Source organism: Pseudomonas sp. JL2, from assembly GCF_031570495.1.
Taxonomy (GTDB): domain Bacteria; phylum Pseudomonadota; class Gammaproteobacteria; order Pseudomonadales; family Pseudomonadaceae; genus Aquipseudomonas; species Aquipseudomonas rhizophila.
Window position 1 is genome coordinate 25,669 of the sequence record NZ_JAKUDH010000003.1, and the last position, 24,662, is coordinate 50,330.

Genomic DNA, 24,662 nt, shown 5'->3' on the forward strand with positions numbered 1-24,662 from the left:
CTATAGGGCGGCCTGAGGCCGCCTGCAACACCAAGAGGTAGGGTCATGAATCGCTTCGTATCTGTTCTGGCACTGAGTGGAGTTACTGCGCTCGCGGGCTGTGTCGCGCCAACGCCCAAGGCCAATGACCCGTACTACGCTCCGGTGTTGCCGCGCACGCCGTTGCCGGCCGCTGCCAACAACGGTTCGATCTACCAGGCTGGCTTCGAGCAGAACCTGTATAGCGACCGTAAGGCTTTCCGGGTTGGGGACATCATCACCATCACCCTGAACGAACGGACCCAGGCCAGCAAGAACGCCAACTCGCAGATCGACAAGACCAGCGAGACCAGCGTTGGCCTGACGTCGTTGTTCGGCTCCAGCCTGACCACCAACAATCCCATCGGTGGCGGGGACCTGAGCCTCAACGCCGGTTATGGCTCCGACCGGGCCACCAAGGGCGACAGCAAGTCCGGACAGAGCAACAGCCTGACCGGCTCGATCACCGTGACCGTCGCCGATGTGTTGCCCAATGGCATCATCGTTGTGCGGGGCGAGAAGTGGCTGACCCTCAACACCGGTGACGAGCTGGTGCGCATCGCCGGCATGGTTCGCGCCGATGATATCGCTACCGACAACACCGTCTCGTCGACCCGTGTAGCCGATGCACGTATTACCTACTCGGGCACCGGTGCTTTTGCCGATGCGAGTCAGCCAGGCTGGTTCGACCGTTTCTTCCTCAGCCCGAAGTTCCCTTTCTAGGTGGCCCAGTTGAATCTTAAGCGGTTGAATCTCAAGCAGCTGTTGATGGGGGCACTGCTGATGTCGGCGGCCTTCACCGCTCAAGCCGAGCGTCTGAAGGACATCGCCAGCATTTCCGGCGTGCGCTCCAACCAGTTGATCGGCTATGGCCTGGTCGTGGGTCTCAATGGCACGGGCGACCAGACCACCCAGACCCCGTTCACCCTGCAAACCTTCAACAACATGTTGTCGCAGTTCGGCATCAAGGTGCCGGCGGGTTCGGGCAACGTGCAGTTGAAGAACGTGGCGGCGGTGTCGGTCAGTGCCGACCTGCCGGCGTTCGCCAAGCCCGGGCAGCAGGTGGATATCACTGTTTCGTCCATCGGTAACTCCAAGAGCCTGCGCGGCGGCACCCTGTTGTTGACGCCGCTCAAGGGTATCGACGGCAACGTCTACGCCGTCGCCCAGGGCAACCTGGTGGTGGGTGGCTTTGACGCCGAAGGCCGTGACGGTTCCAAGATCACCGTCAACGTTCCGTCGGCTGGCCGCATTCCTGGTGGTGCGTCGGTGGAACGTGCGGTGCCGAGCGGTTTCAACCAGGGCAACAGCCTGACTCTGAACCTCAACCGTTACGACTTCACGACCGCCAAGCGCATCGTTGACAAGATCAATGACATGCTCGGCCCTGGCGTGGCACAGGCCATCGACGGCGGCTCGGTGCGCGTCACCGCGCCTCTGGATCCGAGTCAGCGGGTCGACTATTTGTCGATCCTGGAGAACCTCGAAGTCGATCCGGGCCAGGCGGTTGCGAAAGTCATCATCAACTCGCGCACCGGCACCATTGTGATCGGCCAGAACGTCAAGGTTTCACCCGCCGCGGTGACCCACGGCAGCCTGACCGTGACCATTACCGAAGACCCGATCGTCAGCCAGCCTGGACCCCTGTCCAACGGCCAGACCGCCGTGGTGCCCCGTTCGCGGGTCAATGCCGAGCAGGAAGCCAAGCCGATGTTCAAGTTCGGCCCGGGCACTACCCTGGATGAAATTGTCCGGGCGGTGAACCAGGTCGGCGCGGCGCCGGGCGACTTGATGGCGATCCTCGAAGCCTTGAAGCAGGCCGGCGCGTTGCAAGCCGACCTGATCGTGATTTAAGGAACGAGCCATGGATATGCGCAAGGGCGCTTTGATCAGCGGGGATTCGGGTTCCTACTCGGACCTCAATCGCCTGAACCAGCTCAAGGTCGGCGACAAGAACAGTGACGGCAACCTGCGCAAAGTGGCGCAGGAATTCGAGTCGCTGTTCATCGGTGAAATGCTCAAGTCCATGCGTGCGGCGACCGAGTCGATGGGCAAGGACAATCCGCTCAATACCGCTGAAGCCAAGCAGTACCAGGAAATGTACGACCAGCAGTTGGCCGTTTCCATGTCTCGCGAGGGCGGTGGTATTGGCCTGGCTGACGTGCTGCTGCGCCAGATGTCCAAGAACAAACCCCTGGTGTCAGGCGAGGCGGCAACGCTGTCGGCCGGCAAGCAGGAGCAAGCGTTGGACGAGGCCGTCAAGGCCCCGGTGCCGACGCCCATTGCCGCCGGCACGTTGCCCGACGGGCCATTGTCGCGCTCCAACGGCCAGCGTCCGCTGTGGGCTTCGCGGGCCGTGAGTGCGCCGCAAGGGGCGGGCGAGGGCGTTCACCGCAACGACATGGAATTGCTCAACCAGCGCCGCCTGGCCCTGCCGCCCAAACTGGCCGATCGGCTGCTTGCCGGGTTGGTGCCTTCGGCTGCCGTCGCGCCTGACGTCAAGGCGCAGAATATTTTGCCGGATCGTGCCATCACCGCCGTCAAGCCTGCCACCGGCGAACTGGCCAATGGCGACTGGCTGGCCGCGCTCAAGGCGTCAGAGCCGAGCGGGTCCATGCAGGTGTACGGGCGTGCCGTGGCGCAGCCACCCCTGGCGCCAGCCCGCAAAGCCTTCCGCGATGCTGACGAGTTCGTCGATGCCATGCTGCCAATGGCCAAGGAAGCCGCGGACCGTATCGGCGTGGACCCTCGTTACCTGGTGGCCCAGGCGGCCCTGGAAACCGGCTGGGGCAAGTCGGTCATGCGTCAGCCTGATGGCAGCAGCAGCCACAACCTGTTCGGTATCAAGGCCAGCAAGAACTGGACGGGCGATTCGGCGCGGGCGATCACCAGCGAATTCCGCAATGGCGAGATGGTCAAGGAGACGGCTCAGTTCCGTTCCTACGCCTCGTATCGCGACAGCTTCCATGACCTGGTCAATCTGCTGCAAAGCAACAGTCGCTATCAAGATGTGCTGAAGTCGGCCGATAACCCGGAACAGTTTGTGCGTGAGTTGCAGAAGGCCGGTTACGCCACCGACCCGAACTACGCCAGCAAGATTTCGAATATAGCCCGGCAGATGACCAGTTACCAAAACTACGCTTCGGCTGGCGCCACTACGACTTTATAAGGTCTGAACCATGAGTTTGCTCAACATCGGGATGTCGGGTCTGTCCGCAAGTCAGACCTCATTGGTGACCACGGGTAATAACATTGCCAACGTTGATACCGCCGGTTATTCGCGTCAGCAGACCGTGCAGACCACCAAGGCGTCCAATCAATACGGCAACGTCTTCATCGGCTCCGGCACCACCTTGGCCGATGTGCGCCGGGTCTATAACGCCTACCTTGAAGCGCAGTTGAAGACCACGACCTCGCTCAACAGCGATGCGGCCGCGTATCAAGGGCAGATCACCCCGCTCGATGCCTTGCTGTCGGACAGCGGCACGGGCCTCAATGGCGCGCTGACCAAGTTCTTCGCCTCGGTGCAGAACGTCAACGCCAAGCCGGGCGATGATGCATCCCGTCAGCTGCTGCTCAGCGATGCGCAAGCCTTGAGCAATCGTTTCAATTCGGTCGCCAGCCAATTGACGGAGCAGAATCAGAACATCAACGGCAACCTGTCGAGCATGGTCGATCAGGTCAACAAACTGGCTACCACCGTCGCTCAGTTGAACAAGAAAATCGCCGAAGTCTCCAACTCCGGCGGTGCTCCCAACGACCTGCTCGACGCCCGCAACCAGACCATTCTCCAGCTCTCGGCCTTCACCGGCACTCAGATCGTGGAGAACGGCAGCAGCCTGGACATCTACTTGGGGTCCGGCCAGCCGTTGGTGATGGGCAATACCGTCAACACCCTGGAAACCGTGCCGGACAAGAACGATCCGGGCCGCCTGGGGATCCAGCTCAATAGCGGTTCCAGTGTCATGGACCTCACCCAGGTACTTACCGGCGGCGAGATCGGCGGCCTGATGCGCTATCGCAGCACTGTGCTTGACCCGGCCATGAATGAACTGGGCCGCGTGGCCCTGGTGGTCGCCGACCAGATGAACGCGATCCAGGCCTCGGGCATCGACAAGAACGGCGCCTTCGGTTCCAACCTGTTCACCAACATCAACAGTGCCGCGCAGATGAGTCAGCGCAGTATTGCCGCGTTGAACAATAGCGCCGGTTCCGGCAACTTCAACGTGGCCATCGAAGACACCGGCGCGCTGACCACCAATGATTACAAGGTGAAGTTCACCAGCGCCACCGACTACACGGTCCAGCGCCTGCCTGACGGCACTTCGATGGGTTCGTTCAATACCGCGACGACGCCGCCGCCGGTGATCGACGGCTTTTCGATGACCTTCGCCAATGGCACCGCTGCCGCTGGCGATTCGTTCAAGATCACCCCGACCCGCAACGCGGCGACCAGTATCAAGACCGAGATGACCGACTCCAAGCGGTTGGCGATTGCCGCGCCGCTGGGCGCAGCCATCGTGCCGGGCGGCAGCGGTACGCTGACCATTCCGGCCAGCGGCCAGCCGACCATGACGTCGCAGTTGGACATCTACGACGAAGCCACCACCACCATCATCCAGAACGGCATCAAGACCTCGATGCCAGTCAAGGTGGTCTTCGGCGCGACGTCCGCCGACGGTACCAGCCAGGCTTACCAGTTGCTCGATGCCACGGGTGTCGAGATCAGCAATGGCACGATCAAGCCCGGCCAGAGCAATACCTTGAGCCTGAGCGTTCCACTCAAGGATGCCAGCGGCAACCCGATCATGGACTCCTCGGCACCGCCGGTGCAGCGTACCGTCACCTTCGACATGTCGATTGCTGGCGCACCGTCCAACGGTGCCGCGATCGATGTGAGCGTCAGCCAGGCCGGCAGCCTGGATAACCGTAACGGCACTGTCCTGGCCGGTTTGCAGACTGCCAAGACCGTGGACACCGGTTCCGCCAGCAAGGGCATTTCGTTGAACGATGCCTACGGCAAGCTGGTGGAGGGCGTAGGTTCCAAGGCCGCCCAGGGCAAGCTCGACAGCGCTGCCACCGGCGCGATCCTGGATAACGCCAAGGGCGCTCGCGATTCGCTGTCGGGCGTGGACCTGGACGAAGAAACCGGCAACCTGGTCAAGTATCAGCAGTACTACACCGCGTCTTCGCAGATCATCAAGGCTGCGCAGGAAATCTTCAGCACATTGATCAACAGTCTTTAAGGAGTCGTAGCCCATGCGAATTTCTACCGCCCAGTTTTACGAATCCACGGCTGCGAACTATCAGAAAAACTTCGCCAATGTGGTCAAGACCAGCGAAGAGGCCAGCAGCCTGGTGCGCGTCAATACCGCTGCTGATGACCCGGTAGGGGCTTCACGTCTGCTGCAACTGGGCACACAGGCCTCGATGCTGGCTCAGTACGAAACCAACGCCAACACCATCAAGGCGACGCTGGGCACCACTGAAGCGGTGATGACCAGCATTGGCAACGTGCTGCAGCGCGCCAAGGAATTGGCCGTCGGTGCCGGCAACGCTGGCTACACCGACGCCGACCGCCAGGCCAACGCCTCGGAGCTGGCGCAGATCGAAGAGCAGTTGCTCAGCCTGATGAACAGCAAGGACGAAAACGGCAAGTACATTTTCGCCGGTTCCAAGGGCGATACCATCCCGTTCACCCGCAACACCGATGGCAGCTACAGCTACAACGGTGACCAGGTGACCCTCGACCTGCCGGTCGGCGATACCATGTCGATGGCCACCAACAGCACCGGCTGGGAAGTGTTCCAGCAGGCCGTCAACACCAGCCGCAGCCAGGTCACCATGACCGCGCCGGCGGTGGACGATGGTCGCGTGGTGCTGTCCAACGGTCAGGTCTCGTCCAGTGTCAGCTACAACAGCAAATTCCGCAGCGGCGAACCCTATACCGTTGAGTTCACCAGCGGTACGCAGCTGAGAATCACCGACTCCGGCGGCAACGACGTCACCGCCGAAGCCAGCCAGGGCGGCGCTTTTGATCCCAGCAGCAAAAAAGGTCAGGCGGTGCAGTTCCGTGGTCTGGAACTGACCCTGAACATCAATCTGCAAACCGGTGATGATGCCAATACCGTGTTGCCGGGCCATACCTTCACCCTGGCCGCCAAGCCGGACACCTTTGCCGCGACCCGCAGCCCGGGCAACCCGACCACCGTCCAGGTCACGGGCAGCGAGATCACCGACCCGGTGGCGTATCACGCCAGTTTCCCTACCGGTTCGGCCGTATTGAAGTTCACCAGCGCCACCGACTTCGACCTGTACGCCGCGCCGTTGACCGCCAACAGCCAGCCGGTGTCCAGCGGCACCCTGGCCGGCAACGTGGCCACCGCCTCGGGCGTGAGCTTCACCCTGGACGGTACGCCCGGTGCGGACGATCAGTTCAGCATCGCGGTCAATACCCACGAGACCCAGAACATTCTGGACACCGTGAACCAACTGAAAACCGCGTTGAGCACGCCAACCAACAACGATCCGATTGCGCTGCAAAAGCTGCAGGCTTCGCTGGCCTCCGGTATTGGCAACCTGGCCAGCGGTACCGATCAGTTGTCCAGCGCCTTGAGTTCGGTAGGTGGGCGTGGTCAGGCTCTGGAAACCCAAAGCGACACGAACCAGAGCCTGTTGTTGGCCAATAACCAGACCCAATCGTCGATCCGCGATTCCGATCCGGCCGAAGTGATGACCCGCTTGACGTTGCAACAGACCATGCTGCAAGCCTCGCAACTGGCTTTCAGCAAGATCACCCAACTGGGCCTGTTCAACAAGATCTGAGCCGGTATCGACCGAGCCGCCAACCGTCTTTTTTAAGCGGTTCCGGGGCTCCGGCCTGAAAAGGTCGGGGCCCGCCGCTCGAGAGTTTTCGCCGTGAAACCATTGCCCCTCGTCAGTATTGTCATTCCTGCGTACAATCCCCGGTTCTTCGACCAGGCACTGCTCAGTGCCCTGGCCCAGACTTACGAGCAGATCGAAATCGTTGTTTGCGACGATTCGCCTGGCGATGAAATTCGCCGGACAGTCGATTCCTTCACTGAGCCGTCCCATCCGATCCGCTATCTGCGAAATCCGCAGCGACTGGGGCTTCAGGGCAACCTGTTGCGTTGTGTCGAAGAGGCCAGGGGCGAGTTCATCAAAGTGTTGTGCGACGATGATCGGCTGTTTGCGCCGAGCATTGCGATGCAGGCCCAGGCGTTGATGGATCATGCTGACGTCAGCGTTGTGTTCGCGCTTCGGTTGTTGTGTGACGCCGGTAACTTCATCTTGCCGCCTCGCGTCGATAATTGCCGATTCTCGCCGAACGATGCTCTGCTCAAGGGCGATGACATGCTGGCGATTTTCGAGAGCACGCCGACTAATTTCGTTGGTAATTTCAGTTCCGCCCTGATGCGCCGGGCCGATGTGCTCGAGCTGCTACCAGCGCTGGTCCAGGGCGGAGCCGGTTTCGTTGCCACCCTCGACTTTGCCTTGTTTGTCTGTCTGATGCGCCGCGGTAACCTGGCAGCGCTCAATACGGTTTTGAGTATCGAGCGCTTGTACCCTGAGCGTTTGAGCAAGACTGCTGAAATGCTCAAGGCTGCGAAAGTGGAGTGGCAATGGTTGGCGCAGATGCTCGCCGCACGCAACGGTGAAGCGGCTCCGGCCTCTGGCTGGGTGCGTTGCGTTGATCTGGACAAAGTCACCGATCAGCCTCACGCCTGGCAGGAATTATGTGTGACCCGCGTGCTGGGCAATCGCAATACGGTCGTCAATGGCCGGGTAGGTGCCCAGAGCGAGAGTTATGCCGAGTTCTACCGCGAGTGGCTGTCGATTCGTCGCTTCAGCGAGGTCGAGCAGCGTGTCATGCCTGCGCGCATCGACAGTTGGCCATTGCGTCCCAACATCGTGCCGATTGTCATCGACAGTGCCGGCGACGACGTGGCATTGGCGACCACGCTGCGCAGCATAGAGGGCCAGCTCTATCCGGCCCAGGCTGTCATGGTGCTTTCCGACGCCCGTTGTGAGGTCAATGATCGGGTGTTGCAGTTGCCTTATCAGTCCGACTGGGCGCGTCAACTCAATGCCATCGTTGCGCAGTTGGAGGGCGCACATTGGTTCTATCTTCTGCGTGCTGGCGATACCCTCCGTGATTCAGCGTTGTTGATCCTGGCCGAACGCGTGGCGGGCAAGAGCGGAGTTCTCTGCGCTTACAGCGACGAAGGCGCGCTGGTAAACGGCGAGTCCATCGAACCGGTGTTCAAGCCTGATTTCAACCTCGACCTGATGCGCGCCTATCCCTACGTCGGTCGGGCCCTGGCCTTCGAGCGTGAACGCTTCATGACCCTGGGCGGGTTCGACCCGGCTCGCGGTGAGCTGGCGCCTCACGATCTGCTCTGGCGGCTGGTGGAAGAGGCCGGCCCGCAAACCATCGAACACATTGCTGAGATCCAGGTTGAATCCACACTGAGCTTCGCCCAGTGGTTGTCGTGGCCCGAGGTGATCGAGGGCAACGCTCCTATGGTCGGCGCTCACCTGGAGCGTATTGGCGCACCTCACGAGATTCGCCAGGATGTGTTGCCGCTGATCAATCGCATCGACTACCGCTACGGCACCCGTCCGTTGGTGTCGATCATCCTGCGCACGGGTGATTCACTGGCAGCCTTGCAGCGCTGCTGCGAAAGCCTGATCGAGCGCACTGCCTATACGCGCTATGAAATCCTGATCGTGGACAGCGGCGTCCGGGATTCGGCCATGCTTAGCTGGCTCGAGGACATGGCGCAGCTGGGCGCGAGCATGCTGCGCGTGCTTCGCTACGCCGGTGACGACAATGACGCCTCGGTGCGTAACTTTGCCGCGGGTCAGGCTCAGGGCGACTACCTGGTGCTGCTGAGCCCGCAGATTGTCATTTGCGAAAGTGACTGGTTGGACGAGATGATCAACCATGCCCTGCGCCCGGAAGTCGCGGTGGTCGGCGCAAGGATACTCAGCCCCCAGGGCACGGTTGTCGGTGGTGGGCAAATTCTTGGGTTGGCCGGGCCGGTGGGAACACCGTTTTATGGCGAACCGGCGGCCGCTCGTGGCTACATGCAACGTCTGCACACGACCCAGAACTGGAGTTCGGTCAACAGCGACTGCCTGATGGTGCGCAAGCAGGTGTTCGAGGAACTGGGTTGTCTTGATGACGCGACATTCAGCCAGGGCCTCAGTGACGTCGATTTGTGCTTGCGTGCAGGTAAAGATGGCTACCTGGTGGTCTGGACACCCTACGCCAGCGTCATGCATACGACCGGACAATCGTCAGCCCAGTCGGAAGAAGTGTTGCAGGAGCGCGAGCGCGAAGTTTTCTATCGCAAATGGTTGCCGCAGATTGCTCGTGACCCGGCTTACAGTCCTGCCTTGAGTCTTGGGGCTTCCAGTTTCAGTCTGGAACCGTCACTGCGCAATAACTGGAATCCGTTCTGCACCCGTGCATTGCCCTTGGTACTGGGACTGCCGGTCAACTCCACCGCGGTCGGCCACTATCGGGTCACCGCCCCGCTGGCCGAACTCGAAGCCAGCGGGCGGGTGATTGCCCGGGTGGCCTACGAGTCGCCTTCGACCGTGGAAATCGAGCGGCTGTCCCCGGATACCATCGTTTTGCAGGGGCGCTACAGCGAAGGCGCTGCCGGTGACATCCTGCGGATGAAGAAGTACTCCGGCGCCTTGCGGATTTTCGAGCTCGATGACTACGTCGTCAGTGCCCCCAAGAAAAATACCCACGCCCGCAACAAACCGGTCAACACTGAGCAGATGCTGCGCGAGGGAATTGGCTTGTGTGACCGGGTGGTGGTGACGACCCAGGCGCTGGCCGATGCCTTGTCGAGCATGCATAGCGAAATTCGGGTAGTGCCCAACATGCTGCCGCCCGAACCGTGGACCCGGTTGACCAGCCGGCGCGGAACATCTTCCAAGCCGCGGGTTGGCTGGGGCGGCGGGACCAGCCACAGCGGTGACCTGGAAATCATTGCCGACGTCGTCCGCGAACTGGCCAATGAGGTGGAGTGGGTGTTCTTCGGGATGTGCCCGGACGCGTTACGCCCCTACATTCATGAGTTCCACGGCTCCGTCGGGTTGCAGACTTACCCGTTCAAACTGGCCAGCCTGAACCTTGACCTGGCGCTGGCGCCGCTGGAGTTCCACATCTTCAACGACTGCAAGAGCAACCTGCGCTTGCTGGAATACGGCGCCTGCGGCTACCCGGTGATCTGCACCGATACCAAGGCTTACGACGGCTTCCTGCCGTGTACCAAGGTACGCAGCAACAGCACCGAGGAATGGATCGCGGCGATCCGCATGCACCTGGCCGACCCTGACGCCAGCTACCGCATGGGCGATGAACTGCGCGAAGCGGTGCTTCGTGATTTCATGCTCAGTGGCGACAACTTGCAGCATTGGTTGTGGGGTTGGTTGCCGGACTGAGCATGAGCTGTTTGGGCCGGAAGGCCGTGGCGAGGGGATAAAATTCCCTCGCCACTAAGATCAGTATTCAACCCTGTTTTGATTCAAATCCCCTCCGGCGAGCTGGCGCGTTTCCTGCAAGCCCCCCTCATATCGCCATAAAACGAGCGCTTGCGGCATACCGCGGCGCCCGGATCGGCATCGAAGGTGTAATCCCCGCGCCCGCAAAGCGAAACAACGCTTGGCCGAGCCCGGTGATGGACAAGAGGGGAGACGATGAAGGCAGTTATCTTGGCAGGTGGTCTCGGCACGCGGATCAGCGAGGAGTCGCACCTCAAGCCAAAACCGATGATCGAAATCGGTGGCAAGCCAATTCTTTGGCACATCATGAAGCAGTATTCCGCTCATGGAATCCACGACTTCGTCATTTGCCTGGGCTACAAGGGCTACGCCATCAAGGATTTCTTCGCCAACTACTTCCTGCACACCTCCGATGTCACGTTCGACATGTGCAACAACCGCATGGACGTTCACCAGAACTACAGCGAGCCGTGGCGCGTGACCTTGATCGACACCGGTGAAGACACCATGACCGGCGGCCGGCTGCGGCGGGCGGCGCGTTATCTGGAAAACGAAGAGGCGTTTTGCTTTACCTATGGCGACGGCGTCTCGGACCTCAACATCGGTGCGCTGGTGGATTTTCACCTGGCGCACGGCAAGCTCGCCACGGTGACGGCAGTCCAGCCTCCTGGACGTTACGGTGCGCTGGAGCGCGACGGCGATAGCGTCTTGGGTTTCACCGAAAAACCTCGGGGTGACGGCGGCTGGATCAACGGTGGTTTTTTTGTCCTATCGCCGAAGGTCCTGCCCTATATCGCTGACGACCAGACTTCCTGGGAGGCCGAGCCGCTGGCAGCGTTGGCAACGCAACAGCAACTGCAGGCGTTCCAGCACGACGGTTTCTGGCACCCGATGGACACCCTGCGCGATAAAAATCATCTTGAGGCCCTGTGGCAAAGCGGGGAGGCCCCATGGAAACAATGGGGTTGAGCCCGGAGTTCTGGCGCGGCAAGCGGGTGCTGGTCACCGGCCACACCGGTTTCAAGGGCAGTTGGCTGGCGCTGTGGCTGCAAAGCCTGGGCGCTCGGGTCAGCGGTTTTTCCCTGGATCCGGCCACCGAGCCCAGCTTGTTCGAGCTGGCACGGGTAGGCGAGGGCATCGATGATCGGCGCGGTGATTTGCGCGACCTCGGCGCGTTGCTGGAAGTGCTCGCCGACGTGCAGCCGCAGATCGTCCTGCACCTGGCGGCTCAACCATTGGTACGCGAGGGTTATCGCGATCCGCTGGGCACGTATTCCAGTAACGTCATGGGCACCCTGAACCTGCTCGAAGCGGTCCGCCAGATCGGCGGCGTGCGAGCCTGTGTCCTGGTCACTACCGATAAGGTCTACGCCAATCAGGAATGGCTGTGGCCCTACCGCGAAAACGAAGCCCTGGGTGGCCATGATCCTTACAGCAGCAGTAAGGCCTGCTGCGAGTTGCTGGCGCAGTCTTATGCCGCCTCGTTTTTCTCCGCCGATCGTTACGCCGAACACGGCCTGGCCCTGGCCACGGCCCGGGCTGGAAACGTACTGGGTGGCGGTGATTTTGCCCCTGAGCGGCTGATTCCAGACGTGCTCAAGGCCTGGTCGGCGGACGAACCGGTGACGCTGCGTTATCCCCAGGCCGTACGCCCCTGGCAGCACGCCCTGGAGCCGTTGGCCGGTTACCTGCAATTGGCCGCGCGCCTCTATGAGCAAGGCCCGGAGTTTGCCGGTGCCTGGAACTTTGGCCCCGGCGAGGCCGACATGTGCAGCGTCGGCGAAGTCGTCCAGTTGCTCGCCGAGCGCTGGCCGCTGGCGCCGGGCCTGCGGATCGAAGCGAGTGATTTGCATGAAGCCGGCCTGTTGCGCCTGGACAGCAGCCGTGCTCGTCAGTTGCTGGGTTGGCAACCGCGCTGGTCGTTGCAGCAGTGTCTTGCCCAGACCCTCGATTGGCATTTGGCGTGGCAAAACGGCGATGACATGCGTCAGGTCACCCTCGGCCAATTGAACCTGTACCGAGGCGCGTTGTGAGCGAGTTTTTGTTAAAGGCATTGCCTCTTGCCGGGCTGTTCAGCGTCCAGCACAAACGCTTCGAAGACCAGCGCGGGCATTTTGCCCGGCTGTTCTGCGAGGGCAGTCTGAGCGCGTTCGGCCAACCGTTTCATATCCGTCAGATCAACCATTCCTGCACCCGTGAGCGAGGTAGCGTACGGGGTCTGCATTACCAGAGCGCGGCGCAACCGGAGGCCAAATTGATCACTTGCCTGCGCGGTGAGGTCTGGGATGTGGCGGTGGATTTGCGCCCCGATTCCGACACTTTCCTGCACTGGCATGCCGAACAGTTGATAGCGGGTGACGGCCGCAGCCTGTTGATCCCGGCCGGGTTTGCCCATGGGTTCCAGACCCTGACCGACGATGCCGAGCTCCTGTATCTGCACAGTGCCGATTACGCCCCGGAGCATGAGGGTGGCGTATCGGTCAATGATCCGCGGCTGGCGATTGCCTGGCCGCTGCCTGTCAATAATCTGTCGATGCGGGACAGCAGCCATCCCTTGCTCGACGAGCATTTCGCTGGAGTGCGTGTATGAATTGCCGAGGTTGCGGGACTGCCCTGGTGTTGCCACTGATTGACCTTGGCACGTCGCCGCCGTCCAACGCATACGTGCGGGCCGACCAACTGGAGCAGGCCGAGCAGTGGGTGCCGCTCAAGGTTGCGGTATGCCAGCAGTGCTGGCTGGTACAGACCGAGGATTACACCCGCGCCGACAGTCTGTTCGATGCCGACTACGCCTATTTCAGTTCGTTCTCCAGTACCTGGCTGGCCCATGCCGAGCGCTATGTGGCCGAGATGGTCGAACGCTTCGATTTGACCCCGGACAGCCGCGTGGTGGAGATTGCCGCCAACGACGGTTACCTGTTGCAGTACGTGGCCAAGCGCGGCATTGCGTGCCTGGGCGTCGAGCCGACCCGCAGCACCGCCGAGGCGGCTCGTGAAAAAGGTCTGGAAATTCGCGAGCTGTTCTTTGGCCGCGATACCGCGTCGCAACTCATGGGTGAGGGTTGGGCAGCCGACCTGATGGCGGCCAATAACGTGCTCGCCCATGTGCCGGACATCAATGATTTCCTCGCCGGTTTCGCCACGCTGCTGAAGCCGACGGGCGTCGCGACGTTTGAGTTTCCGCAATTGCTCACGCTGATGGCCGGGCAGCAGTTCGACACCCTGTATCACGAACATTTTTCCTACCTGTCGCTGACGGCCGTGCAAACACTGTGCGAGCGCAACGGGCTGGAAGTATTCGATGTCAGCCAACTGTCGACCCACGGCGGCTCGTTGCGGGTGTTCGTCCAGCGCTCCGATGGCGAGCGTCGTCCGGTGCTGGCCACGGTGCAACAGCAATTGCAGGCTGAGCTGTCCGCTGGCGTGAAAACCTCTGCGTATTACGCCACCCTGGCGCCGGCCGCTGAGGCCATCAAGCATGGTTTGCTGCGCTTCCTGTTGCAGGCCAAGGCTGATGGCAAGCATGTGGTCGGTTATGGCGCGGCCGCCAAAGGTAATACGTTGCTCAACTATGCCGGGGTCAAACCCGACCTGCTGGCATGGGTAGCCGATGCCAATCCGCACAAACAGGGCAAGTACTTGCCGGGCAGCCGAATCCCGGTCGTATCGCCCGAGCGTATCGCGCGGGAGAAACCCGATTACGTCCTTGTCCTGCCCTGGAACCTGTTGAGCGAAGTCAGCCAGCAGTTGGCCGAGGTTCGTCAATGGGGTGGGCAGTTCGTGATCGCCGTGCCTGAGTTGACGGTGCTATGAAGGTCCTGGTGACTGGCGCTACAGGGTTCGTCGGCCGTCATCTGGTCCAGGCGTTGCTAGCGCGTGGCTGTGAGGTAAGGGCTGTTGCTCGTCGGGTCGAACCGGCGAGAGCATTGCCTTGGTTCGACCAGGTCGAGTTCGTGGCGGCTGATGTCCACGACGAGGCGCTGGACGTCGCGGCGCTGGTCGAAGGGGTCGATGCGTTGGCGCACCTGGCCTGGCCTGGGTTGCCGAATTACCAGGCACTGTTTCATTTCGAACACAACTTGATGGCTGATTATCGCTTCATCAAAAAGGCCGTCGAGGCAGGCATTTCCCAAGTGCTGGTCACTGGCACCTGTTTCGAATACGGCCTGCAAAGCGGGCCGCTCGACGAGCAGACTGCGCCGCAACCGGCCAATCCTTACGGATTGGCGAAAAACACCTTGCGCCTGTTTCTCGAACACCTGCAACGCGAGCATCCCTTCACCTTGCAGTGGGCCCGCTTGTTCTACCTGCATGGCGCTGGCCAGAACCCCAACAGCCTGCTGGCAGCGCTGGACCGGGCCATCGATGCGCAAGCAGCGGTATTCGATATGTCCGGGGGGGAGCAGTTGCGCGATTACCTGCCGATCGAGACTGCGGCCGCCCATTTGGCTGGCCTGCTGCTGCGGCGCCGTTTCAATGGCGTGGTCAATTGTTCCAGCGGCGAACCGGTGTCAGTGCGCGCGCTGGTGGAAGCACACCTGCGCGAGCGTGGTGCCGCCCTTCGCCTGAACCTGGGCCATTATCCTTACCCGACTCACGAACCCATGGCGTTCTGGGGCGTGGCTGACCGTTTGCAAAACTTATTGGGAGCCGCACATGACGCGTGAGCTGTACCGGGCCACCGGTCTTCCGGTTTTGCAAAACCGGACCTTTGTCGATGAGCAGTCGGCCAAAGCCTCGGCGTGTGCCGATATGGTACTCGTCCAGGACGAAGTGAGCGGGTTGGTCTTCAACCAGGCATTCGATGCCGACAAGCTCAGCTACGACAGTGATTATCAGAACGAACAGGCCCACTCGGAGCAGTTCCAGCGGCATCTGTCTGAGGTAGAAGGCATCATTGCCCGGCACTTCAGCGCTCAGGAGCTGATCGAGGTCGGTTGTGGCAAGGGCTATTTCCTGGAACTGCTCAAGCAGCGTGGCTACGCCATCACGGGCATCGACCCGGCCTACGAGGGCGATAACGCCGATGTGATCAAGGCGCCGTTCACTCGTGACCTGGGCCTGTCGGCCGACGCGGTGGTGCTTCGTCATGTGCTTGAGCACATCCAGGACCCGCTGAGCTTTCTCACCGAAATCGCAGCGGCCAATCAGGGCGGCCAGATCTACATCGAAGTGCCATGCCTGGACTGGATCCTGGAGCATCGCGCCTGGTTCGACCTGTTCTACGAGCATGTCAATTATTTCCGCCTCGATGACCTGCGCCGAATGTTCGGCACGGTGCATGAAGCCGGACATCTGTTCGGCGGCCAGTACCTGTACATCGTGGCTGACCTGGCTACGTTGCGCCTGACGCCGGAAGAACCCGCGGTGGAACTTGCGTTGCCGGACGGCTTCACTGCCAGTCTCGAGCGCGCGGTGCAGATTATCCAGGCTGCGCCGCAGCAGGGCTCGGCGATCTGGGGGGCTTCGTCCAAAGGTGTGATCTATTCGCTGTTCCTGCAACGCGCTGGTGTTGCGGTGGACTGCGTGGTGGATATCAACCCGGCCAAGCAGGGACGGTATCTGCCCTTGAGTGGCGCACGTGTCTGCTCACCGGATGAGGCGATGGATACCTTGCCTGAAGGGGCGCACGTGTTTGTGATGAATTCCAATTACCTTGAAGAGATCAAGCGGATGACCGGTGGGCGTTACGTCTACCACGCCGTTGACAGTGCTTCGTTCCAATAACCACGAGATTCGAACATGACCGACAACACGATCCATAAAGCCTTCGAAGCCCAATGCCAGACCGAAATCGCCGGTCAAGGCCAAGACCAGAAACTCGTTGGCCTGGCCAAAGAGTTCTTCAACGAATCGGCCCGTCACAAGTACAGCTACCATTTTTCCTGGATGGGCCGCCCCATCATACAGTTGCCGCAGGACATGATGGCCATGCAGGAACTGATCTGGCAGATCAAGCCTGACCTGATCATCGAGTGCGGCATCGCCCACGGCGGTTCGATCATCTACTACGCCTCGTTGCTGGAACTGCAAGGCCACGGTGAAGTGCTGGGCATCGACCTGGATATCCGCCCGCATAACCGTGAAGCCATCGAAAACCACCCGATGAGCAAACGCATCTCGATGATCGAGGGTTCGAGCATCGATGCGGCTATCGCCGAGCAGGTCCATGCAGCGGCCAAAGGCAAGAAAGTCATCCTGGTGCTCGATTCCAACCACACCCACGACCATGTGCTCGAAGAACTGCGTCTGTACGCGCCGCTGGTTTCGGTAGGCAGCTATTGCGTGGTGATGGACACCGTGGTCGAGGACATGCCGGCGGACTTTTTCCCGGATCGTCCATGGGGCCCGGGCGACAACCCGAAAACCGCGGTGTGGAAATACCTCGAGGAAAATGGCGATTTCGAAATTGACCGGCAGTTGCAGAACAAGCTGCTGATCACCGTCGCACCGGATGGCTATCTGCGCCGGGTTCGTTAATTCATCCGTATCAAATCATTGGCGTCTGGCAGGTTGTGGGGACAGGAAATATGCAGGTTCGAAACAATGCTCAAAGCAACGTGGCACCGCTGAACGAGCGGTTCACAGTGGTGGTGATCTCCCACAACCGCAGTGCGTTCCTGCGCCGGACATTGCATTACTACAGCGGTTATCCATGTTCGGTGCTGGTGCTTGATTCATCGGTCGAGCGCGATGAGCAAATTGCCCGGGACTTTCCCTCGGTCGATTACCGGCACTTGCCTCAGTTCACCTACAAGGGGCTGCAAGACAAGCTGGTGTACGGCGTCAATCAGGTCACGACGCCCTACATGGTGTTCGCCGCCGATGACGATTTCCTGCTGCACGATGCCTTGACCGAATCGGTGGAGTTCCTCGAAGCCAACCCTGACTATGGCCTGTGCCATGGCTACGGGATCATGTATTTGTCCTGCGCCACAGAAGTCTGCTATTTCCGCCGTGATCGCAAGGTGCATGAGGACTACAACAGCGAACTGGCCGAGGACCGTGTGATTCGCTTCATGGATCAGTTCCTTCCGCCGTTCTACGCCGTGACCCGCACCGACCTGCTGCAGCAGTGGTACGGCATGCTGCCGCCAGGCACCAGTTTCGAATGGCAGGAAATCGGTCATACCTTTTACTTGCTGGCGTGCGCCAAGGCGCGGATCCTGCCGATTCCGTTCGCCGTGCGCGAACTCAACTACGGCGGTTCCGAACACAACACCAATGTGTTGACCGTGCTTAGCTACAAGGACGCCAAAAGCGTTGCCGAGCGGGAACAGTTCGCCGAGTTTCTCGCATCCGTGCCTACCCAGCTTACCGAGCAGGCTCCGGAGCGTATCAAACAGATTGCTTTGGACAGTTTTGCGGCCATGGCTGACTGCTTGCAGCAGGGGCGCTCACTCAAAGGTACACAGATCATTCGTTCCGCCTGGCTGGAAGCAGGGGGCGAGCCGATACGTTCGTTTGGCCCACAGCAGTTTGTCGAAATGCCATTTTATAATCAGAGGGTTTTCGATCTGCTGACCCAGTTTGAATTCCTGCTGCATGCAATGCCGGCCGGTCGCCTTCAGCTTCAGCAACTGGAAGGCATCCTGCTGCGCCAGCACGAATTGATGCAGGTGCAACCCAACGACAACGAACGCACGATACGCAGCCGCTTGTGGGAAGCCCAAGGTCTTTATGCGTTCAACCGTACCGTGGTCAAGCGCCTGGCCGAGTCGTTGAAGAACAGCGACGAGCCTGAAGAGGCGGTGAAATTGCAGGCCTGGCTCGAGCGTCTGGACTCGGTGCCGGGGCAGCAGGATCGCCGGTTACTGGAGAACATGCACTCTGGTCGCTTGTTGAGCTGGCTTGAAGCACGTAACCCTGATGAACAGCAACTCAAGTCCATCGCCGCCCACCTGGTCGAGCATCAGGGCGGGCCGCGGTTTGGCATCCTGTTGCTGGATCTGGACGCTGACATGTTCAAGTTGCAGGCCACCTTCGACAGCCTGGTCAACGGCCATTGCAAAGCATTCAACGTCGTGGTGTTCACCACGGGTGACTTGCCGGCGACCACCACCGTGCGTGACACCGTGCACTTCGTCAAAGTCAGCACCACCAATTACGTCGAGCGCATCAATCAGATCGTCGGGCAATCCACAGCCGACTGGCTGTTGCTGGCCGAAGCGGGTGACCAGTTCACCCAAAGCGGCCTGCTGCGCGCCAGTCTCGAACTGATCGGTGCCGAGGGCGTGCGCGCGGTGGCCATGGATGAAATCCAGCGCAAGGCCGATGGCGGCCTCACCGACGTATTCCGTCCGGGGGTCAACCTCGATCTGTTGCAATCGGTACCTTCGTTGATGGCGCGGCACTGGCTGATTCGCCGTGAGGTGCTGACCCAGGCCCGTGGCTTTACCGCGCAATACACCCAGGCCCTGGAACTGGACCTGCTGTTGCGCCTGATCGAGGACGAAGGGCTCAGCGGCCTGGCGCATCTGGCCGAGCCGTTGTTGATCTGCAACGCCCCGACGCAGGAAGAAAACCCTCAAGAGCGTCAGGTGTTGACCCGTCACTTGACTGCCCGGGGCTATCGCGCCCAGGTCACTTCGGCCCAGCCGCTGACCTACCAGATCGATTACCAGCACGCCGAACGGCCGCTGGTGTCGATCATCCTTGAGAGCCGCGACAACTTCGAACACATCCAACAGGCGTTGGTCAGCGTGCTGCAGCGTACCCGCTACCATCGTCATGAAATCGTGATTGCCGACAACCACAGCCAATCCGAAGACCTGATCCAGTGGCTGGATAGCCTGGAAGGCAAGGGCGACCGGATTAGCATCCTGCGCAGCGACCGGCGCTTGAGTACTTCGGCGTTGTACAACTGGGCCAGCGGCCAGGCCAAAGGTGACTATCTGGTGCTGCTGTCGGCCCAGGTGCAAGTGATCAATGCCAACTGGCTCGACAGTCTGCTCAACCAGGCCCAGCGGCCTGAAGTGGGGATCGTCGGCAGCAAACAGATGGACATCCGCGGTGTCACCACCCAGGCCGGTCTGGTGCTTAAACCCGACGGCCAGGTGGGCTCGGTGTTTGTTGGCGAACGCAAGGACGCCAAGGGCTACCTCAACGGTCATCAGGTGGAGCAGAGCTACTCGGCGGTGTCGGGCGCTTGCCTGATGATCCGCAAGGAGCTGTTCGAAGCCGTGGACGGCCTGGACGAGGAGCACTTCGCTGACGCGTTAGCCGATGTCGATCTGTGCCTGAAAGCGGCCGATGCGGGGTATCTCACCGTCTGGACCCCTCAGGCCCAGATGCTGCACCCCGGCACATTCGCCCAAGCGCCACAGGCTGCCGGCGCTCTGCAGGACAAATGGCAGGCGCGCTTTGAACACGACCCGGCCCGTAACCCCAATTTGGCCTTGACCGGCACCGGCTTTGCGCTGGGCACTGCTACGGTCGTGGACTGGGCGCGGTTGCTTGCATAGGCCTGGCTGTCAGGCAAAGGGACTCAAGGTATGCTCAACGACAAGCTGAAAGTTAACGAAACTCGCATGTGCTGGCTGGATACGTCTTGTGTTGAGTGCCAATTATGATGCCGTATCGGATTCCTTATGGCAGGCAAAGCATCAATCAGGCGGATATCGACGCTGTTATGGAAGTGCTTAATTCGCCTTGGCTGACACAAGGCCCCACTATTGAGCGCTTTGAGAAAGCCCTGGCCGATCATTGCCAAGCGAGTTATGCAGTCGCCGTTTGCAATGCCACTGCAGCTTTGCATATTGCCTGCCTTGCCGCAGGGTTGGGGCCAGGAGATCGCCTTTGGACGAGCCCCAATACCTTCGTAGCGTCGGCAAATTGCGGCCGCTATTGCGGGGCAGAGGTCGATTTCGTTGACATTGATCCGGGCACGCTCAACCTTGACGCGAATTTGCTGGCAGACAAGCTCGCAGCAGCTGAGGTAGCCGGAAAGCTGCCCAAGGTGGTAGTAGCTGTTGCATTTGCAGGGCAGAGTTGCGACATGCGGGCTATTTCGCAGTTGTCTGTGCGTTATGGATTCACGTTGATAGAGGATGCTGCTCACGGAGTAGGTGCCTCATACCTTGGACGACCGGTAGGCTGCGGCCAATACGCTGCGATGACCATCTTCAGTTTCCATCCTGTCAAAATCATCACCAGCGCCGAAGGCGGCATGGTACTCACTAATCATGCGGATCTTGCCGAACGCCTTCGACGATTGCGAAGCCATGGAATTACAGGTGATCCTGCGCAGATGAACCTGCCCGCCACTGGCCTATGGTATTACCAGCAGCTGGAGTTAGGCTTCAATTACCGAATGACCGACCTTCACGCCGCGCTGGGCTTGTCTCAACTGGCGCGTCTGGATGCTTTTGTTGCCAGGCGTCGTCAACTGGCTACACGTTATGAGGTGCTGTTGGCGGATGTAGCGGTCACCTTGCCAGCCATTCAACCGGGCGCCGAGTCCGCATGGCACCTTTATGTGGTGCGATTGCAGTTGGCTCAGATCAAATTGAGCCAGACACAAATTTTTGATGCCTTGAGAGCTGCGGGACTGGGTGTGAACTTGCACTACATTCCGGTACATCTACAGCCTTACTATCAAGCCCTGGGATTCAGACAGGGTGACTTTCCTGAAGCCGAGCGCTATTTCAGTGAGGCTCTCAGCTTGCCACTTTATCCTGACCTCACGGACGAACAGCAGGTTGAAGTGGTGGAGATTTTGAGGCGGGTGTTGGGTTGAACATGGGAAAAAGTCGGTCAAAAGCGATTTGTTCAAGGGGCCGGGGGCGACTTTTTTATGGCCAAAGAACGTCGTCGAGAAGTTTCACTTGAACGCCATCGCGATCATTCCCGCCCGGGGCGGCAGCAAGCGGATTGCGCGCAAAAACCTGAAGCTGTTCGCTGGCGTACCCATCATTGTCCACTCGATTCGCACGGCCCTGGCCTCGCGGCTGTTCGATGAGGTGATTGTCAGCACCGACGACGAAGAAATCGCCGAGCTGGCGCAGGTTCATGGCGCGCGGGTACCGTTCATGCGTCCGGGCGCGCTGGCTGATGATTTCACCGGGACGGCAGCGGTGATCGCCCATGCGGTGGGCGAGTTGCGCGAGCGGTCGTTCGATTTCGCCTGTTGTATCTATGCCACCGCGCCGCTGTTGCAGGCGCGGTTCCTGCGTGAGGGATTTGAGTTGTTACGCGAGCACCCCGACAAGTCGTTCGCGTTTTCAGTGACCGGTTTTGGTTTTCCCGTACAACGGGCCTTGACCCTGGATGAGCAGGGCGCGCTGACCCCGCTTTATCCGCAGTTTCGCGACACTCGCTCTCAGGACCTGCCGGAAGCTTTCCAGGATGCCGGCCAGTTTTATTGGGGGCGTCGGGAGGCCTGGTTGCGGGGTGACGTGCTGTTTTCTCCCAACAGCCTGCCGGTGATCCTGCCCCGCCATCTGGTGCAGGACATCGATACCCCTGAAGACTGGAAACGGGCCGAATACCTCTACGCCGCCTTGAAAGCAGGCGGGGAGCTGCAATGAGGGTACTGATTCGCGCGGACGCCTCGCCAACCATTGGCAGCGGGCACATTGCTCGCTGCCTGACGCTGGCTCGCGTGCTGCGCGGGCAGGGGGCGCACGTCGCGTTTGCCTGTCGCTCGCTGTCAGGGCATCGATTACAGGCACTAGAAACCGAGGGCTTTGAAACATTTGCCTTGCCGGATCTTTATCCCAGCGAGGACCCGCTGCAGGCGATCGAGTCGTTGCTGCCCTGGCAGGCGGATATCACTGCGTTGGAACAGGCCTTGAGCGCTCAGCAGCGTTTTGACTGGATCATCGTCGACCATTATGGCCTGGATCATCATTGGCAAACCGCCGCACGGCGCTTTGCGCCCCGGATCATGGCCCTGGACGACCTGGCAACACGCACCTATAGCGTCGATCTACTGCTCAATCAGAACCTGTCCGGCACCCGGGACGCGTACGCAGGGCTATTACCCGAGCACTGCCAGACACTGCTCGGGCCGCGGTACGCGTTGTTACGTGATGAGTTTTGTGGTCGGGCGATTGAGCCAAAACCCAATGTCAGACGGGTACTGGTCAACTTCGGCGGGTTTGATGCCGCGATGCAAACCCATCACGCCATGCAAGCGCTGGCGGATTTTCATGATCTTGACGTCGATTTTGTCGCCGGTGCCGACAACCCGGCCTGGGCTCAGATGCAGGCGATGGTGGCGACTCGGCCGCGCTGGCGGTTGCACAGTTTCGTGCGCAACTTTCATCAGCTCATGTTCGAGGCGGACCTGTTCGTCGGCGCCGGTGGAGGTACCAGTTGGGAGCGCGCCGCGATGGGCCTGCCTACGATTTGCATTGCGGTGTCGAACAATCAGCAGGCCAATGGCGAGGTGATGGCGACGTTCGGCGCACACGTTTATCTCGGACCTCGGGAGACGGTCAGCATCGAGCAGTTGCGCCAAGCCATCGGGTTCGTTGCGGACAATCACGGCATGCGCTGTAGTTTGGCCCAGCGCTCACGGCAATTGGTCGATGGCTTGGGCGCAAAAAGGGTCGCAGCGACGCTGGCCGGTGCTTTGCTGCGGATTCGCCCGGCCACGCAAGCCGACGCCCGGCTGCTTTTTGACGGACGTAACGCCGAGGCCGTGCGCCGCGTATCGCTGGATACGTCGATCATTGACTGGGACGGCCATTGCCAATGGCTGCAAGCAAGCCTGGTGAACGCACAGCGCCTGTTGCTGATCGGTGAAACCACGGACGGGCCCGTGGGCGCGTTACGTTATGACTTGCAAGGCACCGAGGCGCTGGTGTCGATTTATCTGTTCGAAAGTCGCCTGGGGCTGGGGTGGGGCAGGGCGCTGCTGGCCCATGGCGAAGCCTTTGCCAGCGCCCATTGGCCTCAACTGCGGACTCTCACCGCGCAAATACTGCCCGGTAATCAAGCATCCCTGAACCTGTTTCGGCAGGCCGGTTTTATTCAAAGTACCTGCGTGTTTACGCGTGTATTGAAGGATCACCCCCATGAGTAGTTTCAAGATCGGCCACCGCAGCATCGGGTCGCAGGTGCCACCGTTCATCATTGCCGAGATGAGCGGCAACCATAACCAGTCCTTGGACGTGGCGTTGCAGATCGTCGAGGCCGCCGCCCGGGCCGGTGCCCACGCCTTGAAGCTTCAAACCTACACCGCCGATACCATGACGCTGGATTTGAGCGAAGGTGAGTTCTTCATCAAGGACCCCAACAGCTTGTGGGCCGGGACCTCGCTTTATGACTTGTACGAAAAGGCTCATACACCGTGGGAATGGCATGCGCCGATTTTCGCCCGGGCCAAGGCGCTGGGCATGCTGGCGTTCTCGACGCCGTTTGACGAGACAGCCGTGGATTTCCTCGAGAGTCTGGAGGTGCCGGCCTACAAGATCGCCAGTTTCGAAAACACGGACCTGCCGCTGATCCGTCGGGTCGCCGCCACCGGCAAGCCGTTGATCATTTCCACCGGCATGGCCAGCATCGCAGAACTCGACGAAACCGTGCGTGCCGCCCGCCAAGCCGGCTGCAAGGATCTGGTGCTGCTCAAATGCACCAGCACCTATCCGGCCACGCCGGCCAACAGCAACGTGCGCACCATTGCTCATTTGCGAGAATTGTTCGGCTGTGAGGTGGGCTTGTCGGACCATTCCATGGGCGTCGGGGTGTCTGTCGCCGCCGTGGCGTTGGGCGCCACCGTGGTGGAAAAACATTTCACTCTTGACCGCGCCGCCGGCGGAGTGGACGCCAGTTTCTCGCTGGAACCGGCGGAACTCGCGGCGCTGGTGATCGAAACCGAGCGCGCCTGGCAGGCGCTTGGGCAGGTGCACTATGGCGTGACGGAGGCTGAGCGCAAGTCGCTGGTCTATCGTCGTTCGCTGTACGTGACGCAAGACATGAACCCTGGTGATGCGTTTACACCGCAGAACCTGCGGGCCATCCGCCCGGGTCTGGGACTGGCTCCCAAGCATGCGGACGCCGTGATGGGCCGGCACGCGCGCCAGGCGATCGCGCGGGGTACACCCCTGGCCTGGGCACTGGTTGAATAGCTTTGTGATCGAGCTAATCAGTAA

18 protein-coding genes are annotated in these 24,662 nt (G+C 60.6%); all 18 read left to right on the forward strand.

The window, feature by feature from the left end; all coding sequences use genetic code 11:
- The first annotated feature begins 45 nt into the window (after nt 1-45).
- The 18 genes from flgH to pseI all read left to right on the forward strand — a co-directional run bounded on the left by flgH (nt 46) and on the right by pseI (nt 24,638).
- Nucleotides 46-741, forward strand: coding sequence for a flagellar basal body L-ring protein FlgH (gene flgH / locus MKS85_RS05875; protein ID WP_047226218.1), 696 nt, complete (start codon nt 46-48; stop codon nt 739-741).
- A gap of 45 nt (nt 742-786) precedes the next feature.
- A complete protein-coding gene (locus MKS85_RS05880; protein WP_160892017.1) occupies nt 787-1,872 on the forward strand; it encodes a flagellar basal body P-ring protein FlgI in 1,086 nt (361 codons plus the stop codon).
- 10 nt (nt 1,873-1,882) lie between these two features.
- Nucleotides 1,883-3,187, forward strand: a complete 1,305-nt coding sequence (gene flgJ, locus MKS85_RS05885) for a flagellar assembly peptidoglycan hydrolase FlgJ (RefSeq protein ID WP_188251128.1) — start codon at nt 1,883-1,885, stop codon at nt 3,185-3,187.
- Between the two features lie 10 nt (nt 3,188-3,197).
- On the forward strand, nt 3,198-5,264 hold the full coding sequence (gene flgK / locus MKS85_RS05890) for a flagellar hook-associated protein FlgK (RefSeq protein ID WP_047226220.1): 2,067 nt from the start codon (nt 3,198-3,200) through the stop codon (nt 5,262-5,264).
- 13 nt (nt 5,265-5,277) lie between these two features.
- Nucleotides 5,278-6,843 carry a flagellar hook-associated protein 3 gene (locus tag MKS85_RS05895; RefSeq protein ID WP_139050836.1) on the forward strand — a complete coding sequence of 522 codons (1,566 nt, stop codon included), beginning with the start codon at nt 5,278-5,280 and terminating at the stop codon, nt 6,841-6,843.
- A gap of 93 nt (nt 6,844-6,936) precedes the next feature.
- A complete protein-coding gene (locus tag MKS85_RS05900) occupies nt 6,937-10,503 on the forward strand; it encodes a glycosyltransferase (protein ID WP_188251129.1) in 3,567 nt (1,188 codons plus the stop codon).
- A gap of 255 nt (nt 10,504-10,758) precedes the next feature.
- The gene (gene rfbF, locus MKS85_RS05905) at nt 10,759-11,532 is read left to right on the forward strand and encodes a glucose-1-phosphate cytidylyltransferase (protein ID WP_139050834.1); all 774 of its coding nucleotides are present in this window, start codon (nt 10,759-10,761) and stop codon (nt 11,530-11,532) included.
- Nucleotides 11,514-12,596 carry a CDP-glucose 4,6-dehydratase gene (gene rfbG / locus MKS85_RS05910; protein ID WP_188251130.1) on the forward strand — a complete coding sequence of 361 codons (1,083 nt, stop codon included), beginning with the start codon at nt 11,514-11,516 and terminating at the stop codon, nt 12,594-12,596. The genes rfbF and rfbG overlap by 19 nt, the downstream gene beginning before the upstream one ends.
- Nucleotides 12,593-13,153 carry a dTDP-4-dehydrorhamnose 3,5-epimerase family protein gene (locus MKS85_RS05915; RefSeq protein WP_188251131.1) on the forward strand — a complete coding sequence of 187 codons (561 nt, stop codon included), beginning with the start codon at nt 12,593-12,595 and terminating at the stop codon, nt 13,151-13,153. Before rfbG ends, MKS85_RS05915 begins: the two co-directional genes overlap by 4 nt.
- Nucleotides 13,150-14,376: a class I SAM-dependent methyltransferase gene (locus tag MKS85_RS05920; protein ID WP_160891898.1), complete on the forward strand. Its 1,227-nt coding sequence runs from the start codon at nt 13,150-13,152 to the stop codon at nt 14,374-14,376. The genes MKS85_RS05915 and MKS85_RS05920 overlap by 4 nt, the downstream gene beginning before the upstream one ends.
- Nucleotides 14,373-15,230: an NAD(P)-dependent oxidoreductase gene (locus MKS85_RS05925; RefSeq protein WP_076385844.1), complete on the forward strand. Its 858-nt coding sequence runs from the start codon at nt 14,373-14,375 to the stop codon at nt 15,228-15,230. Before MKS85_RS05920 ends, MKS85_RS05925 begins: the two co-directional genes overlap by 4 nt.
- Nucleotides 15,220-16,290: a class I SAM-dependent methyltransferase gene (locus MKS85_RS05930; protein WP_188251132.1), complete on the forward strand. Its 1,071-nt coding sequence runs from the start codon at nt 15,220-15,222 to the stop codon at nt 16,288-16,290. Before MKS85_RS05925 ends, MKS85_RS05930 begins: the two co-directional genes overlap by 11 nt.
- A gap of 15 nt (nt 16,291-16,305) precedes the next feature.
- Complete coding sequence (locus MKS85_RS05935; protein WP_139050828.1) at nt 16,306-17,043, forward strand: cephalosporin hydroxylase family protein; 738 nt, start codon at nt 16,306-16,308, stop codon at nt 17,041-17,043.
- A gap of 50 nt (nt 17,044-17,093) precedes the next feature.
- Complete coding sequence (locus tag MKS85_RS05940; protein WP_188251133.1) at nt 17,094-20,027, forward strand: TIGR00180 family glycosyltransferase; 2,934 nt, start codon at nt 17,094-17,096, stop codon at nt 20,025-20,027.
- A gap of 104 nt (nt 20,028-20,131) precedes the next feature.
- Nucleotides 20,132-21,301 (forward strand): UDP-4-amino-4,6-dideoxy-N-acetyl-beta-L-altrosamine transaminase, encoded by a 1,170-nt coding sequence (gene pseC, locus MKS85_RS05945; RefSeq protein ID WP_139050826.1) that lies wholly within the window; start codon nt 20,132-20,134, stop codon nt 21,299-21,301.
- An 88-nt stretch (nt 21,302-21,389) separates the two neighbouring features.
- On the forward strand, nt 21,390-22,091 hold the full coding sequence (gene pseF / locus MKS85_RS05950; RefSeq protein ID WP_139050825.1) for a pseudaminic acid cytidylyltransferase: 702 nt from the start codon (nt 21,390-21,392) through the stop codon (nt 22,089-22,091).
- Nucleotides 22,088-23,593, forward strand: coding sequence for a UDP-2,4-diacetamido-2,4,6-trideoxy-beta-L-altropyranose hydrolase (gene pseG / locus MKS85_RS05955; RefSeq protein WP_139050824.1), 1,506 nt, complete (start codon nt 22,088-22,090; stop codon nt 23,591-23,593). The genes pseF and pseG overlap by 4 nt, the downstream gene beginning before the upstream one ends.
- Nucleotides 23,586-24,638 carry a pseudaminic acid synthase gene (gene pseI, locus MKS85_RS05960; RefSeq protein WP_139050823.1) on the forward strand — a complete coding sequence of 351 codons (1,053 nt, stop codon included), beginning with the start codon at nt 23,586-23,588 and terminating at the stop codon, nt 24,636-24,638. Before pseG ends, pseI begins: the two co-directional genes overlap by 8 nt.
- Nucleotides 24,639-24,662 lie beyond the last annotated feature (24 nt).

Excerpts from the sequence above, each read along its gene's own strand:
- MKS85_RS05880 (WP_160892017.1), top strand. The coding sequence starts at position 787 with ATGGGGGCACTGCTGATGTCGGCGGCCTTCACCGCTCAAGCCGAGCGT.
- pseC (WP_139050826.1), top strand. The coding sequence starts at position 20,132 with ATGATGCCGTATCGGATTCCTTATGGCAGGCAAAGCATCAATCAGGCG.
- pseI (WP_139050823.1), top strand. The coding sequence starts at position 23,586 with ATGAGTAGTTTCAAGATCGGCCACCGCAGCATCGGGTCGCAGGTGCCA.
- MKS85_RS05930 (WP_188251132.1), top strand. The coding sequence starts at position 15,220 with ATGACGCGTGAGCTGTACCGGGCCACCGGTCTTCCGGTTTTGCAAAAC.
- MKS85_RS05920 (WP_160891898.1), top strand. The coding sequence starts at position 13,150 with ATGAATTGCCGAGGTTGCGGGACTGCCCTGGTGTTGCCACTGATTGAC.
- rfbF (WP_139050834.1), top strand. The coding sequence starts at position 10,759 with ATGAAGGCAGTTATCTTGGCAGGTGGTCTCGGCACGCGGATCAGCGAG.
- MKS85_RS05935 (WP_139050828.1), top strand. The coding sequence starts at position 16,306 with ATGACCGACAACACGATCCATAAAGCCTTCGAAGCCCAATGCCAGACC.
- flgJ (WP_188251128.1), top strand. The coding sequence starts at position 1,883 with ATGGATATGCGCAAGGGCGCTTTGATCAGCGGGGATTCGGGTTCCTAC.
- pseG (WP_139050824.1), top strand. The coding sequence starts at position 22,088 with ATGAGGGTACTGATTCGCGCGGACGCCTCGCCAACCATTGGCAGCGGG.
- MKS85_RS05940 (WP_188251133.1), top strand. The coding sequence starts at position 17,094 with ATGCAGGTTCGAAACAATGCTCAAAGCAACGTGGCACCGCTGAACGAG.
- flgK (WP_047226220.1), top strand. The coding sequence starts at position 3,198 with ATGAGTTTGCTCAACATCGGGATGTCGGGTCTGTCCGCAAGTCAGACC.
- rfbG (WP_188251130.1), top strand. The coding sequence starts at position 11,514 with ATGGAAACAATGGGGTTGAGCCCGGAGTTCTGGCGCGGCAAGCGGGTG.
- MKS85_RS05925 (WP_076385844.1), top strand. The coding sequence starts at position 14,373 with ATGAAGGTCCTGGTGACTGGCGCTACAGGGTTCGTCGGCCGTCATCTG.
- MKS85_RS05895 (WP_139050836.1), top strand. The coding sequence starts at position 5,278 with ATGCGAATTTCTACCGCCCAGTTTTACGAATCCACGGCTGCGAACTAT.
- flgH (WP_047226218.1), top strand. The coding sequence starts at position 46 with ATGAATCGCTTCGTATCTGTTCTGGCACTGAGTGGAGTTACTGCGCTC.